This window comes from Stenotrophomonas maltophilia (assembly GCF_003970865.1).
In the GTDB taxonomy this organism is placed as follows: domain Bacteria; phylum Pseudomonadota; class Gammaproteobacteria; order Xanthomonadales; family Xanthomonadaceae; genus Stenotrophomonas; species Stenotrophomonas maltophilia_AR.
The window spans coordinates 21,552-44,200 of sequence record NZ_RXLZ01000017.1 but is presented as its reverse complement, the minus strand read 5'-3'; the positions used below and the strand labels follow the sequence as shown (position 1 = coordinate 44,200).

26 protein-coding genes and 1 pseudogene are annotated in these 22,649 nt (G+C 64.0%); 21 read left to right on the top strand and 6 right to left on the bottom strand.

Features of this window, described 5'->3' with window-relative positions:
• Positions 1-125: 125 nt before the first annotated feature.
• The 11 genes and pseudogenes from EKL94_RS07750 (at position 126) to EKL94_RS07690 (ending at position 6,106) form a co-directional block, all read left to right on the top strand.
• Positions 126-434 carry a hypothetical protein gene (locus EKL94_RS07750; RefSeq protein ID WP_126928642.1) on the top strand — a complete coding sequence of 103 codons (309 nt, stop codon included), beginning with the start codon at positions 126-128 and terminating at the stop codon, positions 432-434.
• A gap of 65 nt (positions 435-499) precedes the next feature.
• On the top strand, positions 500-706 hold the full coding sequence (locus EKL94_RS07745; RefSeq protein WP_185830005.1) for a hypothetical protein: 207 nt from the start codon (positions 500-502) through the stop codon (positions 704-706).
• The gene (locus tag EKL94_RS07740; RefSeq protein WP_126928641.1) at positions 703-1,416 is read left to right on the top strand and encodes a hypothetical protein; all 714 of its coding nucleotides are present in this window, start codon (positions 703-705) and stop codon (positions 1,414-1,416) included. The genes EKL94_RS07745 and EKL94_RS07740 overlap by 4 nt, the downstream gene beginning before the upstream one ends.
• 356 nt (positions 1,417-1,772) lie before the next feature.
• Positions 1,773-2,222 carry a hypothetical protein gene (locus EKL94_RS07735; protein WP_126928640.1) on the top strand — a complete coding sequence of 150 codons (450 nt, stop codon included), beginning with the start codon at positions 1,773-1,775 and terminating at the stop codon, positions 2,220-2,222.
• A 78-nt stretch (positions 2,223-2,300) separates the two neighbouring features.
• The gene (locus tag EKL94_RS07730; protein WP_126928639.1) at positions 2,301-2,558 is read left to right on the top strand and encodes a toxin C-terminal domain-containing protein; all 258 of its coding nucleotides are present in this window, start codon (positions 2,301-2,303) and stop codon (positions 2,556-2,558) included.
• A 399-nt stretch (positions 2,559-2,957) separates the two neighbouring features.
• Complete coding sequence (locus tag EKL94_RS07720; protein ID WP_126928638.1) at positions 2,958-3,395, top strand: hypothetical protein; 438 nt, start codon at positions 2,958-2,960, stop codon at positions 3,393-3,395.
• A gap of 486 nt (positions 3,396-3,881) precedes the next feature.
• Positions 3,882-4,667 carry a hypothetical protein gene (locus EKL94_RS22540; protein ID WP_221767981.1) on the top strand — a complete coding sequence of 262 codons (786 nt, stop codon included), beginning with the start codon at positions 3,882-3,884 and terminating at the stop codon, positions 4,665-4,667.
• Entirely contained in the window at positions 4,667-4,948 is a 282-nt protein-coding gene (locus EKL94_RS07705) for a hypothetical protein (protein ID WP_126928636.1), read from the top strand. The genes EKL94_RS22540 and EKL94_RS07705 overlap by 1 nt, the downstream gene beginning before the upstream one ends.
• Positions 4,945-5,340: pseudogene (locus tag EKL94_RS07700) on the top strand (N-acetylmuramoyl-L-alanine amidase); the annotation flags it as partial. The gene EKL94_RS07705 and the pseudogene EKL94_RS07700, both read left to right, overlap by 4 nt.
• 2 nt (positions 5,341-5,342) lie before the next feature.
• Positions 5,343-5,762, top strand: coding sequence for a hypothetical protein (locus EKL94_RS07695; RefSeq protein ID WP_126928635.1), 420 nt, complete (start codon positions 5,343-5,345; stop codon positions 5,760-5,762).
• Positions 5,762-6,106 (top strand): DUF596 domain-containing protein, encoded by a 345-nt coding sequence (locus EKL94_RS07690; RefSeq protein ID WP_126928634.1) that lies wholly within the window; start codon positions 5,762-5,764, stop codon positions 6,104-6,106. The genes EKL94_RS07695 and EKL94_RS07690 overlap by 1 nt, the downstream gene beginning before the upstream one ends.
• 544 nt (positions 6,107-6,650) lie before the next feature.
• Here the strand turns inward: EKL94_RS07690 and EKL94_RS07685 are convergent.
• A complete protein-coding gene (locus EKL94_RS07685; protein WP_126928633.1) occupies positions 6,651-6,905 on the bottom strand; it encodes a hypothetical protein in 255 nt (84 codons plus the stop codon).
• Between EKL94_RS07685 and EKL94_RS07680 the strand changes: the two genes are divergently transcribed.
• Both EKL94_RS07680 and EKL94_RS07675 read left to right on the top strand, forming a co-directional pair.
• Positions 6,898-7,290, top strand: a complete 393-nt coding sequence (locus EKL94_RS07680) for a hypothetical protein (protein ID WP_126928632.1) — start codon at positions 6,898-6,900, stop codon at positions 7,288-7,290. The two genes, EKL94_RS07685 and EKL94_RS07680, sit on opposite strands and share 8 nt — an antisense overlap.
• Before the next feature lie 141 nt (positions 7,291-7,431).
• A complete protein-coding gene (locus tag EKL94_RS07675) occupies positions 7,432-8,178 on the top strand; it encodes an N-acetylmuramoyl-L-alanine amidase (protein WP_126928631.1) in 747 nt (248 codons plus the stop codon).
• Between the two features lie 88 nt (positions 8,179-8,266).
• Here EKL94_RS07675 and EKL94_RS07670 read toward each other — a convergent pair whose 3' ends face one another.
• Positions 8,267-8,968, bottom strand: a complete 702-nt coding sequence (locus EKL94_RS07670) for a LytR/AlgR family response regulator transcription factor (protein ID WP_126928630.1) — start codon at positions 8,966-8,968, stop codon at positions 8,267-8,269.
• Positions 8,956-10,665 carry a histidine kinase gene (locus EKL94_RS07665; RefSeq protein ID WP_126928629.1) on the bottom strand — a complete coding sequence of 570 codons (1,710 nt, stop codon included), beginning with the start codon at positions 10,663-10,665 and terminating at the stop codon, positions 8,956-8,958. Before EKL94_RS07665 ends, EKL94_RS07670 begins: the two co-directional genes overlap by 13 nt.
• Before the next feature lie 127 nt (positions 10,666-10,792).
• On the opposite strand from EKL94_RS07665, the gene EKL94_RS07660 reads away from it, so the two are divergent.
• The 7 genes from EKL94_RS07660 (at position 10,793) to EKL94_RS07630 (ending at position 17,818) form a co-directional block, all read left to right on the top strand.
• Positions 10,793-12,304 (top strand): alpha/beta fold hydrolase, encoded by a 1,512-nt coding sequence (locus tag EKL94_RS07660; RefSeq protein ID WP_126928628.1) that lies wholly within the window; start codon positions 10,793-10,795, stop codon positions 12,302-12,304.
• A gap of 64 nt (positions 12,305-12,368) precedes the next feature.
• Positions 12,369-13,526 (top strand): murein transglycosylase A, encoded by a 1,158-nt coding sequence (gene mltA / locus EKL94_RS07655; RefSeq protein ID WP_126928627.1) that lies wholly within the window; start codon positions 12,369-12,371, stop codon positions 13,524-13,526.
• A gap of 72 nt (positions 13,527-13,598) precedes the next feature.
• Complete coding sequence (locus EKL94_RS07650; RefSeq protein ID WP_032130155.1) at positions 13,599-13,913, top strand: hypothetical protein; 315 nt, start codon at positions 13,599-13,601, stop codon at positions 13,911-13,913.
• Positions 13,914-13,994: 81 nt separating this feature from the next.
• Entirely contained in the window at positions 13,995-15,056 is a 1,062-nt protein-coding gene (locus EKL94_RS07645) for a two-component system sensor histidine kinase NtrB (RefSeq protein WP_126928626.1), read from the top strand.
• Entirely contained in the window at positions 15,049-16,497 is a 1,449-nt protein-coding gene (gene ntrC / locus EKL94_RS07640) for a nitrogen regulation protein NR(I) (RefSeq protein WP_126928625.1), read from the top strand. Before EKL94_RS07645 ends, ntrC begins: the two co-directional genes overlap by 8 nt.
• Positions 16,498-16,590: 93 nt before the next feature.
• Complete coding sequence (locus EKL94_RS07635; protein ID WP_014645498.1) at positions 16,591-17,160, top strand: superoxide dismutase family protein; 570 nt, start codon at positions 16,591-16,593, stop codon at positions 17,158-17,160.
• A 31-nt stretch (positions 17,161-17,191) separates the two neighbouring features.
• Positions 17,192-17,818, top strand: a complete 627-nt coding sequence (locus EKL94_RS07630; protein ID WP_126928624.1) for a superoxide dismutase family protein — start codon at positions 17,192-17,194, stop codon at positions 17,816-17,818.
• A 122-nt stretch (positions 17,819-17,940) separates the two neighbouring features.
• On the opposite strand, the gene EKL94_RS07625 is transcribed toward EKL94_RS07630, so the two are convergent.
• Positions 17,941-18,828, bottom strand: a complete 888-nt coding sequence (locus tag EKL94_RS07625; RefSeq protein WP_126928623.1) for a hypothetical protein — start codon at positions 18,826-18,828, stop codon at positions 17,941-17,943.
• Between the two features lie 93 nt (positions 18,829-18,921).
• On the opposite strand from EKL94_RS07625, the gene EKL94_RS07620 reads away from it, so the two are divergent.
• Complete coding sequence (locus EKL94_RS07620; RefSeq protein ID WP_126928622.1) at positions 18,922-20,217, top strand: acetyl-CoA C-acetyltransferase; 1,296 nt, start codon at positions 18,922-18,924, stop codon at positions 20,215-20,217.
• Positions 20,218-20,336: 119 nt separating this feature from the next.
• On the opposite strand, the gene EKL94_RS07615 is transcribed toward EKL94_RS07620, so the two are convergent.
• The gene (locus EKL94_RS07615; protein ID WP_126928621.1) at positions 20,337-21,632 is read right to left on the bottom strand and encodes a heme biosynthesis HemY N-terminal domain-containing protein; all 1,296 of its coding nucleotides are present in this window, start codon (positions 21,630-21,632) and stop codon (positions 20,337-20,339) included.
• 6 nt (positions 21,633-21,638) lie between these two features.
• Positions 21,639-22,616 (bottom strand): uroporphyrinogen-III C-methyltransferase, encoded by a 978-nt coding sequence (locus tag EKL94_RS07610; RefSeq protein ID WP_126928620.1) that lies wholly within the window; start codon positions 22,614-22,616, stop codon positions 21,639-21,641.
• Between the last annotated feature and the right edge of the window lie 33 nt (positions 22,617-22,649).

Below are 22,649 nucleotides of genomic sequence, written 5' to 3'. Positions count from 1 at the left end.
GCACGTGCGCTGCACGAAGGAATGGCATGGCGGGCATGAGGCGTGGATCGCGGAAATCTGCCCCGGGCAGCATATGCATCGGTCATTGATCGGTACGGGTTCAGTCAACTCGAACGGAGACGGGAATGAGTAGCGCAGATAGGTGGACCTTGCTTCTATCAAGCGCCAGCGCACTGGCCTGGCTTTTCCTGCTCGCCCTTTGGGGGGCGGTCACTTTCAATCGGAACACCGACAACTCCCTCGGCATTTACGAGCTGTCCACTGTGCCGGGTGTAGACACGCTCTTCTGGGTCTGCTTCTTCGGGCAGCCCATGCTGACCGTGGTGATGTTCATCCGGATGGCATTGCGGCACCGTTCCGCGTTCTACGAGATCCCACTCGCGATCGCGGTCTGGGGCCTTTTCCTGTACAACCTGTCGTTCTTTAGAAGCTGAGCGGCATGCCAGCTGGCCGAGCGTCGGCCTGACCAGGCTCCGCGGTCCATGGTTACAATCTGCCCATGATCAGCCCCCGCCTTCTGGTTTCCGCACTGCTGGTGCTGACGGCCTGCACCGCCACCGCGCAGCACAACCCGCTCGCCATCTGGGCGCCGTCGCCCAACCAGAACGCGCGCACGCCGGCCATCAAGGTTGTGGCCGAAGCTCACTACTTCATCCGACAAAGTGGTATGGACGATGTGATTTCTGTGAGGATCAGAAATCAGTGAGCACTGAGCGCATTGCAATCCATCTTCAGGCACGGCCTGACAGATCCATCTCGATTGCCGAGAGGCATCTCAATGTCATGGATAGGATGTCGGCAATCGAGTGCCCATTGGGATTCCATGGTCTCGAGCTGCCGCCTGTACCCGACTGTGGAGAAGAATTGCTGGCAAGCTATGAGATCAAGACTGGACTGAAAGGTCTGTCGATCATCGGTACATACGCTTTCAGGGGGCCCGGGTACGAGTACGCGGATGTGGCTGCGTTGGACGAGATCATTCTGTATGGGTTCAGAAGCAGCAACAAGGCACTGGACTATCCGAGCGTTCTGAGGAACGGCGTCGCTTCTGTTGCCGAGGCGTTCGGTGCGTACAGAGTGAAGGTCACGTACGGCATGTATTCGATGGACTATCAGGACGGTGTGGGCCGAGAGGGGCCAACCCTTGAGGATCTGAAAGCGGCTGGAGTCAAGGATGTCGACGGGAGGAAGAACATCCTGACGATGTACCCTGCCCAGTTCTGGGATGCCCGGCTTTGCAGCGACGCGCTTGGATTTGGACCCGAGGAGGTTTTCTCCCGCCTTGAAGGCAAGGTTGATAAGGTGGAACTGACAGACAGTGGTGTCTACATTCTCCTGAGTGACAAGGTTGATCTTTCCTATGAGGAGTATCTGGAGTTCAATCGCCGCGCAAAAGCGCTTCTGGGTTTGCAGTAGTCCGGAGCGTGACGGGATGACCCGACTGGTTACGTAATGCACCTCGTCGATCCGAGCACCAGCAGTCTGATCAACATCACGGTGCCTGGAGCACATGCATCGGATCCGGGCTTTGTGATCCGACAGGTGCTTCCGGATGGATTCGGTGGATTCTCTGTCTCAACCAGAGGCTGGGGTACGGGTTCGAGTCCAATGTTCAACTCGAATCCGTGGGCCGATAGACAAGTGTGGAGTTCCAATACGCGCGATATTGGTAGCGAAGTTGGCAAGTTGCAGTGGCCTTGGAGTACTTTTCCCTCAAGGCAGAAATGCATGAGCTACCGGGGCCCTGATGGAAAGATGGTGGAGGTCTGCCAGTGAGTGAGCGTGAGTTGGGGGCAAAGATTGTGTCCGTGATTGCCAGTTCCGTGCTTGGAGCGGCTCTATTCATAGGCATTCCGCTGAGTTCTCGGATAGGCAGCTTTTCGCAGGCTGCAATTTTCACATCGCTGGTTTGCGCCATAGCCGCTGTGTTGGGCCTCATCTTCGGTGTGCCCGGGGTTATGCTTGTGGATAAATTTCTTCCGCGGTTCAAAGCTCGTCATGTTGTAGCTGCACCAATCTGTGCCTTGTTGGCGTGGCTCGCGTTCGAGGGTGCGTTCTCTCCTGGTGCTTGGATAAAGGTCTGGACCAGTCCTTCCTTTTGGTTTGGGTGGGCTCCCAGGCGCGCTGGCATCATGCTTTTCATCGGGTTGGCCGTGGGCGCCTTCTACATGTTGATCTGGCCGCGGATTGGACGAATGATGAAGGTCAACACGGCCTTGTGACTGAGGGCGATGGAATCGGGGGCCTGTGCGCAGCAAGGTGGCGGCGGCAAATAGCCAGGCATACAGCGGCGCGGGGAAGTGGGGCGCCTCGATGAGTACAACCGTGCACTGAACGCAGTGACGACGGCGCTGGTGGGTGGTGTGGCGGGACAGGGCGCTGGTCAGGTCGCGTCCAATGCACTGGCGGCCTATGCCGCTTACTTCATCGGCAGCAAGCTGGACCCGAACCACGGCAGCGATCCCAAGGCGGCGAAGTCGGTAAAAGCGCTGGGTAGCCAAGATGCCCGGCTTGGTACGTTTGATTCCAATTTGAAGAAGATAGGGGGTGAATTTTGAGCGGGTCTTCTTGGGTGGTTCGTGGTAAGACGATCCGAGATTTAATTGAGGAGCTTACGACTTTCGAAGATCAGGGAATGTATGTAGAGATTTCAGTTGATGGTGGTGATACCGTTCGGCCGATAAGCTTGGTTGGGAAAGATGAAGGAAAGTGCGTGCTGTTCTATTTCGGTGATGACGCTTGATGCTAGGTATTTCCTCTCTATATCCTGCCTCAGGAATACACTGTAGCTGCACTGGCGGAGTGGGCCGGCAATCTTGAAAGGACGATCGATCAGTACGGCCTCTTCTCGAAGAAATCGTCAGCTGAGCTGGGGCTTGGACTTGCGAAGGTACTGCTTCGAAAATATGGCGCTGTTACCATAATCGAAGGGAACGGAGGCCTCGGGAAGGGCGCGAATGCAGGCAGTTCTGAAGCGCTGCGATGAAGGGTTTGGAAAAAATTCTCTGGCGAAGAAATTATTACTGGTAAGTGAGTGGCTGCTTCTAATGTCTGATGTTTTCGAAAAATTCTCCTGCATTGATTTTCCGGCTCTGTATGGAAATATTGTTTCGTTGAGGGCTTTTCTGGTTGTTCGTGGTAGGGAATGCTTTCTGGTGGATGGTCGTGATCATCAATTTTCTGATCTTAGGGTGGAGGTGAGTTCACCTGGTCTCGAAAGATTGCTTGATGAGGCAGTGGGAGGATGGGTTGGTGGTGTTGCCTCATACCTTGATGAGGTCCTCATCTCGGGAGTAGTTCGCGAAGCGACGACCCGAAGAGATCTTGCGTCCATTGCGGAAGTTTCAAGGCTTACGCTTTTTAGGGATGAATTGGTGTTTGAAGTGATAGTTTAATGTCAGTTGTTTGTGGGTATTGATTGGTACTTTGTGATCTGATTGAGGTTGTGGGTTTTTGATTATTTTGGTTGTTATTGGAGGGTGGGGCTGTGGCTATTGTCGGGCGGGGCGTTGTGGACAGGGTCGCTGGTTCCACCCCGGGCGCGGATGCAGCATTTGCTTATCGTCAGCTTAAAAATGGCGCCCTCGCTTCAGGTATGACAGCCGTCGGAGAGATAATGGACAAGGTTCTCGATAGATGGTTTATGGATAAAAGTCAGCGAATCCTCGAGGCAGCATTGGAGGGTCTCTCTTCGACGTTGAGCTTGATGCGGGGCTATGTATCATCTCCTCATCCTGACATCTACAGGCAGGGTGCTATCGATCAATCGTCGGTCATTACGAAGACCGAAGAGATGGCTGCTTAACCTTGCGATCCTGTCACGAGGGGCAGATAGGGAATTGGGAGCATTGCGGGGCAATTGGGGCATCAAAAGCCCGGGCATGGGCTCGGCTGTTTCTGGAGCCAAGGGTGTAATCAAAGCGAGTGAGACCATTGGCCAGCCAGTTGAGGCTGTTATTGGTGGCCGAAAGAGGTTGCTGCGGGTCGACATCGCGCCCAATAGTAAGCTTCAAATACAATCCGGTGGGGGTAAAGACTCAATCGTAGACTTCCGTCCAGGCCTTTCATTGCCGCTAGCCCCTCAGATAGACAAGGAATTCGAACGATTGCCGCAATCAGCGAGGGATCAGTTGGTTAAGAACGCCGAAAAAGGGGCTGCGACGTCTTCAGGGAACGGGAAATATGTGATGGGAACTAGATACGTGGTTGTGCTGGTCGCTGGAGAGGCGCTTCCTGAGAGAAACTCCCTGGTCTATCAGGCGTGGGGTGAAGTTCCGTTTTCATACTTTCAAGATCACGGAAGTTTGAATGAAAGTATTTTTCTGGATTTGAAGGTCAATAAGTGGGAAGTCAATGCTGAGTGGAGTCGGAAGTCGGATATTGAGCCGTGGATCAGAATTGAAATATTGAGGAGTGGAGTAGTCACAGAGTATCTGGCGGCGCAGGGATTTTCATTGGTGGTAGGGGTAGGGGAGGAGTTGCTCAGCATTGAGATGGACGATGGTGGTGGTGAGATTGACGAGATTCTATTGGCCCATCTTGTGTCGGTTTTCATGCCGGGCAGTAGAGTTTTCCAGTGGCGTGATGGGCTTTCTGAGATTGATGGTGAGTACATTTCACGTCTTCCCACTCGGGAGGCGGTTCTCGAGCAACTACGCCGCTGTTGATGATTGCAGTCTGCGCGGGCTTGTTGAATCCGCCCAAACTGAACTGGATGTTCGCGCCGAGAATGTTGAGGCCGCGCTGCCGCGATCAATACGTGCAGGTGTCATTCGGCACTATCGAGAATGCAGACGTCTTCGCCAGTGCAGTCAAGGCCAACCGCAGCTATCAGGGCGTTGGCCAGCAGAGCGGCCTGTTCGCTGACAATGGCGGTTACTGCGTCGGTGCCGGCCACGTGAACCTGGCAGGCGGCGCGATTGCGAGGATGGATACAGTCTGCCCATGATCAGCCCCCACCTCCTGGCTTCCACACTGCTGGCGCTGGCCTTGACGGCCTGCATCGCCACCGTGCCCGTGCGGCACAACCCACTCGCCACCTGGGTGCCATCGCCGAAGCGGAACGCGCGCACGCCGGTCATCATTGTCATCCACCACACCGAGCAGAAATCGGTGCAGCAGAGCCTGCACACGCTGCGTACCGCCAACAGCGGTGGCCGGGTCAGTGCGCACTACCTGATCGGTGCCGATGGCCATCGCTACCAGCTGGTCGCCGATGAGCGCCGTGCCTGGCACGCCGGTGCCGGACGCTGGGGCACCATCACCGATCTCAACTCGGCCTCGATCGGCATCGAACTCGACAACGATGGACGCAGCCCGTTCAGTGCGGCGCAGATCGACCGGTGAAACCGGATCCGCGTGTCGCTCAAGCGGAACGAACAAGAGTTTCAGATGCGGAAATGACAAGATTGGAAGGTCTATTCAATACAAGTTCAATCCATCCTCGAGATTTCGATGTTGTGGTAAATGGAAGAACCTTGAAGGCTGATCAGACCGTGAGTGTCGGTGCACCTGTGTTCCCCGGCGCGTCGACGCCGGAAGTCATGGGGTATTACAAGGAGTTTGCTGGAATGGATGCGATGCCGACTGTCAAGGCTATTCCCGGCAAAGGTAATGTCTACGTTGCAACTCGGCCTGACGGTTCAAAGGTTAATCTGCGAAGCTTCTCTTCATCAGCCCAGCAGGCAGGCGCAGTGTGGACTATTGAAATCAGGCATCCTCTGATTAGCAATAATGGAATTGTGGAGATCAAGTTCAAGTGATGTCTGACGCGATCAGGGATGTTCTTCATTACTCCTATGGATACTCCATGGGAGTCCTATGGAGAAATATGAATATGGAATTTGAGGGGGGCGATATCAGTTTTGGGCAGCAGACGGAAGAGTTCTTCTCGATGCTTAGGATGTTGATGGAGGAAGGGAAGCTGAAGCTTGCCTCGGATGGTGTCTTCGCCGATGGCGATATCGATGCGCAATTGGGTGTTCTGCGTCACGCTTGGCCTGCTACAAGAGATCAGGAAGATCTCGATGAGGATGGATTATGGTTTCTTACGGATGCTCCGTTTGGATTGGTTTGGATCACGCCTGAGGGAGACGTCTGGACCTGATTTGAGCGTGGACTTCATCGGATACAGCCCTTGAATCAACTCGCTTGGCGTGAACAAAGGCGGGGGTAGTGTTTTGAAGCTAAAGTCCGCTCTCGCGAGTGACTTTTCAGGATTCCGGATCGCGATGGCGCGGTGATCTAAGTCGCCGGGTGGTGTATGTATCTACTGTCGAAGGATGATTGCTATCCACATGCGCTGTTGGGCGCCCTCACAAAGTAGGGGGCACAAATAGCAGTTGATGCCGAAGCCGGGGAATGAAGCAATCTACAACGAGGTAATCATCAGGTCGGGCTGCAGAACTATGGATGAAAGAATTAGAAAGCTCTGCGGTGAGATGTCTGCAATGGACGCTACGGCCGCATCAGAGTGGCTGATGAGTTACGCGCCATTGAAGTCGGACAATTATCGGGATGCATTTGTTCTGATGAAGTGCCGCTCTTGGTCAAGGGCAGAGCAGAAGAAGCTGGCAAGCTACTATTTGCACGGCGTTCCTTTTGCGAGTTCATATCCCTATGAGGTGTTTCTTTCGTTTATGTCGGTGAGGTCATTCCTGGGTTGTCTTGATGCTTTCATTCCAGAGGCCGGTGTCTATCGTGACCTTCTTGCCTACCATATTGGTCCAGTTCTGGATCGGGCTGGAAAGAATGATTCGGATCGGGTGCTGATTGCGGATTTCATGGGTAGGATCAGGGGATGAAAGGATCACTACATCCGCATGCCCGATACGCGGATGAGAGCGCTCTGCCGCAGCACATGACCTTTGATTATGACGCCGCTGTAGAGATTCGACGATGAGCATTTCGCTGTTTCTCGAAGTCGAGGTCGGTTCCAGCTTCGAGGCCGTGCTACAAGCCTTGGATTCTATCCAGGTCGCGTACTCCGATGATCTGGACAAGCTGCAGGGGTATCTCCCAGCGTCCAACACGGGATTCGGTTTCCGCATCGTTGAACCGTCGGAGGCTGTCGTCGCGGAAGGGCTGGAGGCCGAGTGGCGTATGGGGTTGCTGGGTTCGTTCCATTTCCGCGCAAGTGGATTTGAATGCGCTTGGGAGGAAATTTGCCGTTTCATCAAGCGCTATGCTGCGGTATGTGAATCGCGCTTCGTGCTTTCCTTCCAGTTCGAGAGCATCTATGCCGCAAGATTTGAGCAGGATCTGATCTTTCCGGACCCTGCTGCCCCATAGTGCCGCTTCGCTCTTTTGATGTGATCCGCTACATCTTCATGATCAGGCACAGCGATCAGCACGCGGACTGCGGAGCCACTGGCGATGTCGATCGGTACGCTGCGTCGAACCACGGCTGCGGTCCATGGTTACAATCTGCCCATGATCAGCCCCCGCGTTCTGGCTTCCACACTGTTGGCGCTTGCCCTTTCGGCCTGCACCGCCACCGCGCCCGTGCAGCACAACCCGCTCGCCACCTGGGTGCCGTCACCCAACCAGAACGCGCGCACCCCGGTCATCATCGTCATCCACCACACCGAGCAGAAATCGGTGCAGCAGAGCCTGCATACGTTGCGTACCGCCAACAGTGGTGGACCGGTCAGTGCGCACTACCTGATCGGCGCCGATGGCCATCGTTACCAGCTGGTCGCTGATGAGCGCCGTGCGTGGCACGCCGGTGCCGGGCGCTGGGGCACCATCACCGATCTCAACTCCGCCTCGATCGGCATCGAGCTCGACAACGATGGCCGCAGCCCGTTCAGTGCGGCGCAGATCGAATCGCTGATCGTGCTGCTGCGCGATCTCACCACGCGCCTGAACATTCCGCCGCGACAGGTGATCGGCCATGCCGACCTGGCGCCGACGCGCAAGCAGGATCCGAGCCGGTTTTTCCCGTGGCAGCAGCTGGCCGAGGCCGGGTTCGGCGTCTGGCCGCGCGCGGCCGATGGTGCTGCACCGGAAGGCTTCGATGCGTGGAATGCGCTGGCCCGCCTCGGTTATCCGCTGGACAACCGCGAGGCCACCATCGCCGCGTTCCATCGCCGCTTCCGTGGCCGCGACGACCTGCCGAAGACGCTGGATGCCGAGGACGCCCGCATCCTGCACTCGCTGCTGCTGCAGACGCCCTGACCCACGCCCAGCGCGATCGCAGTGCAGTCATTTCCATGTGGTTCCCGCCCCCCAGTAGCGCCAGGCCATGCCTGGCATCCTCCGGCGATCACCCCAGTCCCAGCGCATCGCGTAGCGCCACGACATGCGCGCGGCCCACGGCCAGCTCGCTGCCATCGCTCAACACCAGCCAGTAGCGGCTGCCGGAACCGGCATGCAGCGTACGCACGTGCCGCAGGTTGACCAGATGCGATCGATGGCAGCGGACGAAATCCGCAGGCAGCACGTTGGCCAGCGCGGCCAGCGATTTGTCATGTAGTTCGCTGCGGCCATCGCGCATGCGCACCTGGCTGTAGTCGCCGTCCGCCGCGATCCACATCACCTCCGAGAGCTCGACGGTTGCCGTTCCCTGCGCGCGCCAGATGCCCAGGTAACGTGCCCTGCCTGAACGCGTACCGCCGATACCCAACAAGCGTTCCAGCGCCTGGCCAAGGCGTTCGCGCGAAAACGGCTTGGGAACGAAGTCGAGTACACCGTGTTCAAACGCCTGCAGCGCACGATCACGGTGGGCCGACACCACTATGCACTGGTAGCGGCCGGCTACCGCACGCCGCAGCAGTTCGAAACCGTCCTCGCCCCCAAGGTTGAGGTCCAGCAGCAGGCCGTCATAGACATTGCGCTGCAAGCGGTCGCCGGCTGCCTCCAGATCGGCCACGGCATCGAAGCGCGCGCGCGTACCTGCCAGCTCGGCGCACAGCCGCTGCAGGCGCTGGCGTACCAGCGGTTCGTCCTCGACGATCAGGATGCGCATGTCAGCTCGATCCGTCCGCACCACTGGTTGCCGTCGATGCCCTGCACGAAGTTCCATCCGTCGGGACTTGCAGCAGCCAGGCTGGCTTCGATGTAACGCGTGCCCGTGCCGCGACCGCGGTGCGAGGATGAGCCGCGCGCGCTGTGCAGTTCCAGCACCCAACGGTCATCGTCGCGTTGCACGCGCAGACGGAACGGGTGCTGCACGCACGCCAGCGCGCCGGCGTGGGTCAGCGCGTTCTCCACCTGCGCATGCAGGATGCCGGGTGGCAGCGATAGCGGCGCGTCTTCGCCCTCCACCTCCAGCAGCAGCGGCTGGCCCAGCGACTGGCCAACGATGTCCAGATGGCTGCGGCACAGGGCCAACTCGTCCTGCAGGGGAATGCTCTGTCGGCTGCTGCTGTCGCGCAGGCGATCGAACTGATCGGCCAGCGATTCCACCAGGCGGCTCGCGCGCTGTGGTGCCTGTTCGATCAGTTCCTGCAGGCTTGTAAGGGTGTTCATCAGCCAATGTGGCTGGATGCCTCGCTGCAGCAACTGCAATGAAAGCCGTGCGCGCTCTTCACGCAGCAACGCGTTGTGCCGGTCCAATGCCTGCAGCTGTGCCGCGTGACGCAGCAGCAGGAACACCATCAGCACCGCCAGCAGCAGGAAGTACGGCCCGTCAAGGAAAGCGCCGCGCGCGACCAGCAACGCCAGCAGGCCGACCAGCAGCAGGGCCAGGATCGGCCATCGATCCTCTGTGTCGCCGCGCGCACGCAACAGCAGCCACACTGAAGCGAGCAGGCTCAGCAACAGCACTGCGGCCGAGCGCGTATCGAAGCCGGGCAGGATGATGGCGAGCGCCACGATCACTGACAGATAAGCGAAGCTCGCGGCACGCGGCACCATCACCTGGAACCGCCGCGCCAGATAGGCTGGCAGCAGTGCCGCCGCGGCTACGTGCAACGCCAGCAGTGCAATCAGGCGCGGGCCATGCCACGGGTAGTCATAGCCCAGCAGGGAGCGCCACGCTTCCACCACCGGCAACGCCAGCCCCACCACGCCCAGTGCCAACAGCAGGCGCGTGCCGGGCGTGCGGGTCTGGCCGCGCAGGACCGCCAGGAAATACAGGCACGCCGCCGCCAATGCTCCCGTGGCGAAAGCAGCGATCAACCACGGCAGGATGATCTGGCCATACAGCACGGCGGCGGGCGCGATCAGCGCCATCGCGTCGGCGCCGTGCAGGGTGAAATGTTGTCGCTGGCTGGATGCAAGCACGACCAGCTCATCGGTGGCATTGCCAGAAGCGGGGGGAAGCACGTGGACAAGGTCGATACGTCCCGGTTGTTCTTCTTCAGCGGTGCGGCCCACGACGCCATTACTGATCCAGGGCGTGCCGTTCCAGTACAGCTGGCTGGCAGCGCGCAGTGACAGCCGCAACGTACGGCCATGATCGTCGGTGCCGCTTGACGCCGGCACCTGCCAGCGCAGCCAGTACGGGCCGCGCCACTGCGCCAGCCGCTGCTGGTCCAGCGGCCGCCAGTCCAGGTCCTGCGGCGGCCGCGCAGGCAGGGTGCTGGACGCCCCGGCGTCCGCAGGTGCCATCTGCGCCCCCTGCACGAACATCACGCAGGCGGGGGGTGTCGACACGATCAGCCACGCCGCCACGGCCGCAAGCAGGACAGCAAGGACAGCCAGGGTTCGTGTGATCTGCATGGTGGCCATCGTATCGGTTGCGTGGAGCCATTGGACCGCCTTCTGGAGACGTTCGGCAGGCGGGCGCCTCGGCAGCCCCGCGATCGACCCGATGCTGGCCACGCACGTCCTTCCTTTGGAGCCCACCATGAGCCGCAACGCCTGCACATCGTCCAGCAGTCACCCTCCTCGTCGCTCTGCCTTGATCGCCACGGCGGCCACGTTCTGCCTGGCGTTCGCGGCGGTCATGCCGGTGCAGGCCACGCCTACGGCATTGGCGTTCGAGCCGTACACACTGCAGACCAAAGCACATGGCGCCATCCCTGCAGAGATCGCCGTGCTGGATGTGCCGCGCCGGCACAGCGAGCCGGATGGGCCGCGCATGCGGCTGAAAGTGGTACGCCTGCGTGCAACCGGCAGCACTGGCCGAAGCGCCCCCGTGGTCTATCTGGCCGGTGGTCCGGGTGGTTCCGGCATCGATACCGCGCGCGGTCCGCGCTGGCCGGTGTTCGACCAGGTCCGGCGCGAAGCCGACGTGCTGCTGCTCGATCAGCGTGGTGCCGGCCTGTCTGAACCGCCGCCGGAGTGTCCGCATGAAACCCGCTTCGACGATGGCCAACCGCTGCAGCACGATGCGGCCCTGGCCGCATTGCAGGCGACGGCTGCCAAGTGCGTGGCGTTCTGGCGCCAGGCGGGCGTCGATCTGGGCGCCTATACCACCGCAGAGAGTGCCGATGACCTGGATGATCTGCGGCGCGCACTGGGTGTGCCCAGGATCAGCGTGTGGGGCATGAGTTACGGCACCCACCTGGCGCTTGCGACGGTGCGCCTGCACGGCAAGGGCCTGGAACGCGTGGTGCTGATGGGCACCGAAGGCCCCGATGACACGTTGAAGCTGCCGCTCAGCAGCGATGCCTTGCTGCAGGAACTGGCGCCACTGGCCCGCAAGGACGGCTTCGACGATCTGGCCGGATCGGCAAAGCGTGTGCTGCAGGCATTGCATGAGCAGCCGCGACAGGGTCGCAGCCGCATGCATGACGGTCGCCAGGTGACCATCGGTGAATTCGATGCGCAGATCCTGATGGCCAATGCCCTTGGCCAACGGCATACCCAGCAGTGGCTGCCGCTGGTCCTGCGCGAGGCCGAGCGCGGCAATTACGATCCGATGGCCGACCTGGTACTGATCGTGCGTGCGCAGTTCGCCCAGTACCCGGCGATGGGGCTGGCCATGGATGTGGCCTCCGGGCAGAGCCCGCAACGCCTGGCACGGGTAGAGGCGCAGGCGCGCGAAAGCCTGTTCGGCAACGCCCTGAACTTCCCGTTCCCCGCCATCGGCAACGGCCTGGGCCTGGCCGATCTGGGCGAATCCTTCCGCGGGCCGCTGCGCAGCGACGTGCCGGTGCTGTTCATCAGCGGAACTCTGGATGGGCGCACGCCGCCAGCCAATGCCGACGCGCTGCGTCCCGGTTTCAGCAACGGCCGCTCGCTGCTGGTACGCAATGCCAGCCATCATCACGAGCTGTGGGTGGGCAATCCTGCCATTGCACGCAGCATCGTCGACTTCCTGGCCGGCCGCGCCGTGAACGATGCCGTGCTGGACGTGCCGCCGCCGGTGTTCGCCACCAGCAACAGTGGCCTGCTGGGAGGCGGCGGACGCTGAAGGGAGAGCGTGGCGCCGGATCCCCGACGGTCCGGCGCTGAGCCATTTCCTCTACATTGGGGTAATGAAAGACATCATCGCCCCCCTGAACCGCACGAGCTTGAGCCTTCTTGCGCTGGCCGTGCTCGCCGGCTGCTCCACCACGGGCACCCGCCCTGAAGGCCCGGCAGTACCGAAGCCCACGGCCACCTACGCCAAGGCCGCATGGAGCGCATTGCCGCCGGTCTCCGACAGCGACCTGCAGGCCGGCTTCGTTGCCTGGCGCAGCAGCTGCACCCGCCTGAAGAACGATGCGGTCTGGGCCAAACCCTGCGCCACCGCCGCGACGGTGGCGGACAAGGACCCGGCCGCGATCCGCCAGTTCCTGCAGCGCGACCTCGATGTCTACGCGCTGCGTGCCGGCGGCCACCAGGCCGACGGGCTCATTACCGGCTACTACGAACCGATCTACCCCGGCAGCCTCACCCGTACCGCCAAGGCCACGGTGCCGGTCTACGGCACGCCGGATGATCTGGTGGTGGTGCAGCTGGAGAGCCTCTACCCGGAGCTGAAGGGCAAGCGCCTGCGCGGGCGCGTCGAAGGCAAGGTGCTCAAGCCCTATGACGATGCCGGCACCATCGCGACCAAGGGCGCCAAGGCGACGGTGCTGGCCTGGCTGACCGACCCGATGGACCTGCAGTTGCTGCAGATCCAGGGGTCCGGCCGCGTGCGCCTGGCCGATGGCAAGCAGGTGCGGCTGGCCTATGCGGAACAGAACGGCCACCCCTATCGCGCCATCGGCCGCTGGCTGGTGGACCAGGGCCAGCTGAAGAAGGAAGACGTCACCATGGACGCGATCCGCGCCTGGGCCCGGGCCAATCCCGCGCGCGTGCCGGAACTGCTGCGCAGCAATCCCAGCTACGTGTTCTTCGTGCGCAACCCGGACAGCCCGGAAGGCCCGCGCGGTTCACTGAACGTGCCGCTGACCGCCGGTTACAGCGTGGCGGTGGACCGCACCGTGGTGCCGCTGGGCAGCCTGCTGTGGCTGTCCACCACACGCCCGGACGGCAGCCCGGTGGTGCGCCCGGTCGCCGCACAGGACACCGGCGGTGCCATTGCCGGTGAAGTGCGCGCCGACCTGTACTGGGGCAGCGGCGATGCCGCCGGCAAGCTGGCCGGCGACATGAAGCAGAAGGGCAATATCTGGATGCTGTGGCCGAAGGGCGTGGCGCTGCCGCAGTAGGTTGGCCCCCGGATGCCTGATAATGGCGCCATTCCGAACTTTCCGGCCGCGCCTGCGGCCAGGACCTCTGCAATGACCTACGCAAAGCACAACGCAAAACCCGGCGCGAAATCCGCCGCAAAGAAGTACTACAAGCACTGGGCCGAATCGGGCCTGGGCAAGGGCAACGTGCTGATGGAAGCGCGCGGCGAGAAGATCGTGCGCCAGGTGGAAATCTACGGCACCAAGATGGTCTGGGCCGACGAGCACGCCCACAGCGACGACCGCTTCCTGCTGGCCGACCAGCCGGTGTCGTTCCTGGATTTCGACGAAGATGACGAGATCAGCGCGCGCGAATTCGAAAGCGCCTGGAAGAAGGCCCGGGAAGCCACCGGCTACCCAGTGTAACGCTGCCCCGCCGGGGTCAGAGCCCTTTCCTGACGGAAAGGGATCCGACTCCGGATCCGCGTTTTGCACTACATTGGTGCAATGTCCGACCCCGCACCCCCGCCGTCCCTCGATGCCCTGGGCACGCCGCTGGCCTGGGCCGGGGCCGATGGCTGCATTGCCGGCTGCAATCCCGCCTTCGCCCGCTGGCTGGGCGTCAGCGCCCGGCGCCTGCTGGGCCGGCCGCTGGCCGCACTGGAAGTGCAGGGCGAGGCACTGGCCCATTTCCTGGCCCGCGATGAGCGCGACAGCCTGCGTCTGAACCGACTGGCGCTGGCGGTGCCCGGCGAGGCCCCGCGCTTCGCCGAGGGCTGGATGAGCCGCCGCGACGATGGCGGCTGGCTGCTGGAGGCGCATCCGGTCGACGAATTCCCCGGGCTCGACCCGACCCAGGCCCTGCCCAGCGCGCTCAGTGCGGCGCTGAAGGGGCTGGCCCACGAGCTGCGCAACCCGTTGGCCGGGCTGAAGGGCGCGGCCCAGCTGCTGGCCCGCCGCGCGGCCCAGCGCGACGCCAGCGAACGCGAGCTGATCGAACTGATCGGCTCGGAGATCGAGCGCCTCAACGGCCTGCTCGACCAGCTGCTGTCGCCGGCCCCGGCCGCGCCGCATGCCGAACTGAACATCCATGCCGCGCTGGAACGCGTGCTGCGCCTGGCCGAGAACGAGGCCGGCTGGGCGGTACGCCTGCAGCGCGACTACGACCCCAGCATTCCCGAATTCCATGGCGACGCCGACCGCCTCACCCAGGCGGTCTGGAACCTGGTGCGCAACGCGATCCAGGCCGGCGCCGGCAGCATCACCCTGCGCACCCGCGTGGAGCATGGCGTGCGCATCGCCGAGCAGCTGCACACCTTGGCGTTGCGCCTGGAGATCGCCGACGACGGCCGTGGCGTGCCTGAGGAGCTGGCCGAGCACCTGTTCCTGCCGCTGGTCAGTGGCCGCGCCGAAGGCACTGGCCTGGGCCTGGCGCTGGCCCAGCAGGTGGCGCGTGAGCATCGCGGCACGCTGACCTATCGCTCGCGCCCGGGCCATACCGTGTTCACCCTGCTGCTGCCGATCGTCAGCGGCGCCGCCCCGGCCGAGGAGGCCCCGCGCGATGTCTGAGTCTTCTTCGTCCCCGCAGCGCATCTGGGTGGTCGATGACGATCGTGCCGTGCGCTTCGTGCTGTGCACCGCGCTGCGCGAGGCGGGCTACCAGGTCGTCGATTTCGACAGCGCCGCACCCGCCCTGCAGGCGTTGAGCGAAGGCCCGCCACCAGCGCTGCTGTTCACCGATGTGCGCATGCCCGGCGACGATGGCCTGGTGCTGCTGGACAAGCTCAAGGCCGCGCTGCCGCAGCTGCCGGTGGTGGTGATGTCGGCCTATACCGATGTGGCCAGCACGGCCGGTGCGTTCCGCGGTGGCGCGCATGAATTCCTGTCCAAGCCGTTCGACCTGGACGATGCGGTGGCGCTGGCGCAGCGGGTGTTGCCGGCCGTTGCACCGGCGCTGGCGGCATCTACACCTGCGGCGGAAGTGCATGGCGACCAACCGCCGCAACTGGTGGGCGATACCCCGCCGATGCGCGCGCTGTTCCGTGCCATCGGCCGCCTGGCGCAGGCGCCGCTGGCGGTGCTGATCACCGGCGAGACCGGCACCGGCAAGGAGCTGGTAGCCAATGCGCTGCATCGCGAATCACCGCGCGCGGAGGGGCCGTTCGTCGCACTCAATACCGCTGCAATCCCGTCCGAGCTGCTGGAAAGCGAGTTGTTCGGCCACGAGGCCGGCGCCTTCACCGGTGCGCAGCGCCGCCATATCGGCCGTTTCGAGCAGGCCAACGGAGGCACGCTGTTCCTGGATGAGATCGGCGACATGCCGCTGCCGTTGCAGACCCGGTTGCTGCGTGTGCTGGCGCAGGGCGAGTTCTTCCGCGTTGGTGGCCGCGAACTGATTCGCGTCGATGTGCGCGTGGTGGCCGCCACCCACCAGGATCTGGAAGGGCTGGTCGCGCAGGGGAAGTTCCGCGCCGACCTGCTGCACCGCCTGGACGTGGTGCGCCTGCAGCTGCCGCCGCTGCGCGAGCGCCGCGAGGACATCGCACAGCTGGCCAGTACGTTCCTGGCCGCCGCCGCGCGCAAGCTGGACACGCCACCGAAGCGCCTGACCGCCGCCGCTCTGCAGGCGCTGCGCGAGCACGACTGGCCGGGCAACGTGCGCGAACTGGAAAACGTGTGCTGGCGGATGGCGGCGTTGGCTGCCGCCGACACCATCGGCGTGGCCGACGTCGATACCGCGCTCAACCGTACGCGCGGTCGTCGCAGCAGCACCACCGGCGCCGATCCGGGGCAGTGGGAAGCGCTGCTGGCCGAATGGGCACGCCGTCAGCTGGCCGAAGGCGTGGAAGGGCTGCACGCGCAGGTGCGCGAGCGGGTCGACCATGCCCTGCTGGAGGCCGCGCTGCAGATCACCCATGGCCGCCGTGCCGAAGCCGCGGCCCGTCTGGGCCTTGGCCGCAATACCCTTACCCGCAAGCTGGGCGCCGGGCGCCGCCGCGGGGGCCATTGAACGGTCCCTGCACGCGATCCTCGCGCCCGCTTGCCGAACCGTTGATCGTTCATGGACGATGCCGTCCGTAGTGTCACCTGCAAGGAGTCTTCGATGCGTCTGTCCTTTGCCATCCTGCCGTTGTCCGCCGCCGTGCTGCTGTCTGCCTGTGGCAGTGCGCCGAAGAAGGCCGAGCCCACCCCGCCACCGCCGACCGTGGTCAGCGCCGCGAAACAGGGCGAGGCCAATCTGTCGCCGGCCTCGGCCAGCATCGTCAGTGGCCGCATCGCGCTGATGGTGGAGCCCGGTGGCATCCACATCACTGGCCTGATCGGTGGCCTGCAGCCGATGCAGCAGGCCGGCTTCCACATCCACGAGCGCGGCGACTGCAGCGCGGTGGATGCCAGCAGTGCCGGCAATCACTTCAATCCCGGTGGCGCTGCGCATGGTCGCGCCGGCACCGGCAAGCACCACCTGGGCGACATGGACAATCTGCGTGCCGACGCTCAGGGCCGCGCCAACGTCGATATCCACCTCAAGGGCGTTACCCTTGGCGGAGGCGCCGCCACCGATATCGCCGGACGTGCACTGGTCGTGCATGCCAACGCCGACGACTATCGCAGCCAGCCCGCCGGCAATGCCGGCGTCCGCATCGCCTGTGGCGTGATCCGGGTTGTCCGCTGATCACTGCAGGCACCATCCAGGGAGAGATTCCATGCGTTTGATCCACACTTCGCTGTTCGCAGCCATTGCTGCTCTGGGCCTGGCGGCCTGCAACCAGCAGCCGGCCGCGCCGCAGGCTGAAACCCCGCCGGCCGCTCCGGCCGACGGCGCCACCACCGAACCGGCTGCAACGCCGGCCCCGGCGGCTGCACCGGTTGCCGATGCCTCGGCCACGGCCGAGCTGGCACCGACCCAGGGCAACGAGACCAAGGGCAGCGTCACCTTCAAGCTGGTTGACGGCAAGGTCCACGTGACCGGCCAGATCAGTGGCCTGAAGCCGGGTAGCGAACACGGCTTCCACATCCACGAGAAGGGCGACTGCAGCGCCCCGGACGGCATGAGCGCCGGTGGCCACTTCAACCCGGGCAAGCAGGACCACGGCAGCGTGGCCGCCGATCCGCACCACGGCGGCGACATGCCCAACATCAAGGCCGACGACAAGGGCGTGGCCACCATCGACGGCCCGGTGTCGAGCAACGTCAACATCGGCAAGGGTGATGACTTCGACATCATCGGCCGTGGCCTGATCGTCCACGCCGATGCGGACGACTACAAGACCCAGCCGACCGGCAACGCCGGCGCGCGCCTGGCGTGTGCGGTGATCCAGAAGGCGCAGTAAGCCATCAGAAAACGCCGGCGCAAGCCGGCGTTTCTCTTGATTGGTAGTGCCGGCCGCTGGCCGGCAATCGCGAATCCGGAGGTTGCCGGCCAGCGGCCGGCACTACCCACAGATCACCCGGATCAGCGCGCCAGCAGCTCGCGCGCGTCCTGGCCGGCCTCGCAGTGCACGAACAGCACCGGCACGCCATGCGCTTCCAGCACTGCGGCCATCTGCCGCTGGCGCATCAGGAACTGCTCGTAGATGCCCTGCAGGCGGTCGCAGTCGTTCTTGCCGTGATCGTAGTGCGCGCACCAGCCGGCCGGGTCGAACAGCGCCATGCGTGCTTCGCCATGCGTGTAGCGCAGCAGCGGCTCGGGCGCGGCGTTGAGCCATTCGTCTTCGCCCGGGGCCATGATCGCGGTCTCGATCAGCGGCCACAGCGCGGCCAGGCCCTGGTTGTCGTACTGCATCGACATCATCGCGGCCAGGTCGTTCACGGTGAAATAGCGCGCATGCTCGATGCGCGCGCCGAAGGTGTTCTGCGCCATCAACGCGGTGTCGGCATGGGCCATGCCGTTGGCCAGCAGTGTGTCTTCCAGCGCCTCGGCCACTGCATTGGTCGTCGCCACGTCGCTGCCGGTCAGCAGGAACGGCACCACGCGCAGGCCACCGCCCACCAGGGTGGCATCGGCCTGGAACGGCAGCGGTACATCACCGTTGGCGTCGGTGCCGAACGCCAGCAGGCGCGGACCCTGGTTGCGGCCCGGCGCACGCATCTGCAGTTCTTCCAGGCGGCGGTGGATCGGCCAGCCCGGGCGCAGTACTTCGGCCGGGTCGAAATGGGCGGCGGCGAACACCAGGTCCAGCTCGGCCACCTGCGGCACCAGCTTGGACAGGTCACGGCCGACGCGTTCGGCCAGTTCACCGGCCTGTTCGGCGCTGAGCACCGCCTGGCGGGGGATTTCGCCGCCGGCCAGTTCCAGGGCCAGCACGCCAAGGGCATTCATCGCGGGGTCGGGTTTGCTCATGGTTCCACGGTTGGCCCATCACAGGGCGGCAGCTACACTTGGCTCCATTATGCCTGCTCCGCCGTGCAGGCCATGTTGCAGACACCCTCATCCATGCCAGGTATCTCCATGCCCAACGCTCGTCCCGTCGCCATCCTCGGTGGCGTCCGCATTCCGTTCTGCCGCCAGAACACCGCGTATTCGGATGTCGGCAATCTCGGCATGTCGGTCCGTACGCTGGGCGCGCTGGTCGAACGTTTCGGCCTGCACGGCCAGCAGCTGGGTGAAGTGGCAATGGGTGCGGTGATCAAGCACTCCAGCGACTGGAACCTGGGCCGCGAAGCCACGCTGTCCTCCGGCCTGTCGCCGTTGACCCCGGGCATCACCCTGCAGCGCGCCTGCGGCACTTCGCTGGACAGCATCATCACTGTCGCCAACAAGATCGCGCTGGGCCAGATTGAATCGGGCATCGGCGGCGGTTCGGACACCACCTCCGACGTGCCGATCGTCTACGGCAAGAAGCTGCGCGCGCGCCTGCTGGCCGCCAACCGTGCCAAGAGCACCGGCGACAAGATCCGCGCGCTCACCGCCGGCTTCAAGTTCTCCGAGCTCAAGCCCGAGTTCCCGGGCGTGGCCGAGCCGCGCACCGGCAAGAGCATGGGCGATCACTGCGAGGACATGGCCAAGGAATGGAACATCTCGCGCGACTCGCAGGACGAGTGGGCGGTGTCGTCGCACAAGAAGCTGGCTGCCGCCTATGAGCGTGGCTTCTTCAACGACCTGATCGCACCGTTCCGTGGCGTTGAGCGTGACAACATCCTGCGCCCGGATACCTCGCTGGAGAAGCTGGCGACGCTGAAGCCGGCATTCGACAGGGTCTCCGGCCGTGGCACGCTCACGGCTGCCAACTCGACGCCGCTGACCGACGGTGCCGCCGCGGTGCTGCTGGCCAGCGAAGAGTGGGCGCGTGCGCACGGCCATGAGCCGCAGGCGTACCTGCGCGATGCGCACGTCTCTGCGGTGGACTTCGTGCATGGCGAAGGCCTGCTGATGGCACCGACCGTGGCCGTGCCGGAGATGCTCAAGCGCAATGGGCTGACCCTGCAGGACTTCGACATCTACGAGATCCACGAGGCCTTCGCTGCACAGGTGCTGTGCACCCTGCGTGCGTGGGAGAGCGAGGATTACTGCCGCAACCGCCTGGGCCTGGACGCGCCGCTGGGCCGCATCGACCCGGACAAGATCAACCTGCTGGGCTCGTCGCTGGCCACCGGCCATCCGTTCGCCGCCACCGGCGCCCGCGTGATCGCTACCGCAGCCAAGCAGCTGGCCGAGCGCGGCGGTGGCCGCGCGCTGGTGTCGATCTGCACCGCCGGCGGCATGGGCGTGGTGGCGATCGTCGAACGCTGATTGTTGCGACCGCACGCCAACCAAGGTTGGCGACTACCGGGTTCCACACATGAAAACGCCGCCCAATGGGCGGCGTTTTTTTGTTGCTCCGGTGGGTGCCGACCGTTGGTCGGCACGCTTCACGGCAACCGCGGGTTGCCGAATTCGTCGCGCTCTTCGTTGGCGTCATACACCGGCGGTTGCACCGCGATCGGCTGCTCTTCCACCGTGGCACGCAGCGGCGTCTCGGTGCCGCGCATCAGTTCCACGCTGTCCTCGCCACGCTGCAGTCGCAGCGCATTGGCCAGGCACTGCGCGGCCAGCGCGTGCTCGCCACGCTGTGCGAACAGCTCACCCAATGCCTCCCACGCCGGGGCACCGGCACCCGCGGCGATGGCCTCGTGCAGGAACGTATCTGCGGCATCCCACTGCTGCTGACCCAGGGCCACGCGGCCCTGCGCCAGATGCAGTGCGGCCGAGCCATCATGCACATTGCGCCAGCGCGCCAGGTTGGCCTGGCGGGTGGCCAGGCGCTCGGCCGGCAGGCGGCCGTACAGCGCCACCAGTTCGTCGTCCCAGCGCTGGTCCAGCGCCTGTTCCAGCGCCAGCAGCGCCGGCTCATCCCAGTTCAGGGCCACCGCACGGCTGGCATAGGCACCCACCACATCCGGGGTCGGCCGCAGCGCCTTCGGCGTGGCTTCCCACTGTGCGGCCAGTGCGTTGACGTCGGCCGCTTCCAGCAGCGCATGTGCGGCCAGGCGTGCTTCCAGTTCGCTGTTCGCGTCGGCCGGCAGCACCTTGCTCTGGCGCAGCGCACCCAGCTGGCCATACGCCTCGTGGGCGCGGCCGGCCTGTGCCAGCGCTTCGGTACGCAGCCACAGGCCGCGCGGCGGCAGCGGCTGGATTGCCGCTACGTCCAGCGCGTTGATCGCATCCACCGGCAGATCGCGCGCCAGCAGCTGTTCTGCACGCAGCAGAGCCTGCAGGGTGGCATCGCTCTCGCCCAGGCGCTGCAGCAGCGCCTCGCCCGCGGGGCCATCGGCACGCGCCTGTGCACTGCGCACGGCATTGGCCAGCGCCACCGCGCTCACCTCCGGGTCCTTGGCAGCGCCGTCCAGCAGCTTCTCGGCACGCTGCCACTGGCCGTGCTCATAGGCCTGCAGGCCGTCGATCAGGCGCACCCGGCCCTGCTTGCGGCGGTAGCGGCCCCAGGCACGGAACGGTGCGGCAATCAGGCTCCACAGCAGCCACAGCACCAGCACTGCGATTACCGACAGCAGCGCCACCTTGGGCAGATTGCTGTGGTAGTCGTAGCCGCCGTAGCGCAGCGTTACTTCGCCGAAGCGGTTGAGGTCATCGGCGCCGAGCCATTGCGCGGCAACCACGCCGATGGCCACGGCCAGCAACAGCACGACCAGGGATTGCAGGGGTTTCATGCGGGATTACCTCCGGTCGGTCTGGGTGCGCAGTTGCTGCAGGGTGCTGCCAAGCACGGTGTTGCTGGCCTGCAGCGGAAGCTCGCGCAAGGCCTTCAGTTCAGCACGTTGCGCGCGCAGGGCCGGTGAATCCGGCCAACGCCGCTGTGCCCAGTGTTCCACGCGCGCCAACGCGGTATCGCGACCGGTGCGGTCGCCACGTTCGATGGCGGCACGCGCCAGGGTCAGTTCCAGTTGCAGTGCATCGTCGGCATTGCGGCGTTCGGCGGCGGTCAGCGGACCGTTCTGGCGGCTGGGGCTGATGTCCACGAACGGTGCCAGCGTGGCCTGCCACCAGGGCTTGCCGGCGCCGGGTGCGCTGCCGCCTGCCACCTGCGAGGGCAGGCCCTGCAGGGCTTTGGCCAGGTTATCCAGGCGCTGCAGCGATTGCGTGCGCGGGCCGGTGCCAAGCGCATCCAGTGCATCGCGCTCCTGCACCAGGGCCTGGCGAAGGTTCAGGCCATCGCTGTCGGGCAGGTCGGCCAGCGCGGTGGCGGCCTGTGCATACAGGCGGCGCGCGCCTTCCACGTCGTCGGCGTAGTTCAGGCGTTGCGCCGCCTGGGTCAGCAGCAGTTCGGCCTCATCGCGCTGTACCGCCTGGCGGCCCTGATTGGCGCTGTCGGCCAGCTTGGCCAGATTCTCTTCCAGCAGCGCACTGCGCTGCGAAAGGCCCAGCATCTCGTCGCGCAGCACGCGGTTGGTGGTCGCCGCATCCTGCAGGCGCTGGCTGGTCGCGCGCTGGTCGCGGCGCAATGCATCCAGCGTCGCCTGCAGGCCCTGCAGCTGCACGGCCGTGGTCTGTGCCTGCGCTTCCTGTTCGTGCTGTTGCTGCTGCCAGACGTACCAGCCGGCATAGCCGCCCACGCCAAGCACGACCACCCCGGCCAGCGGCAGCAGCCAGCGCACGGGTCGACGGGGCGGGGAAACGGGCGGAGTCTCGTTCATGGGGCTTCCTTGTCGGCAACGTCGCCGGTCAGG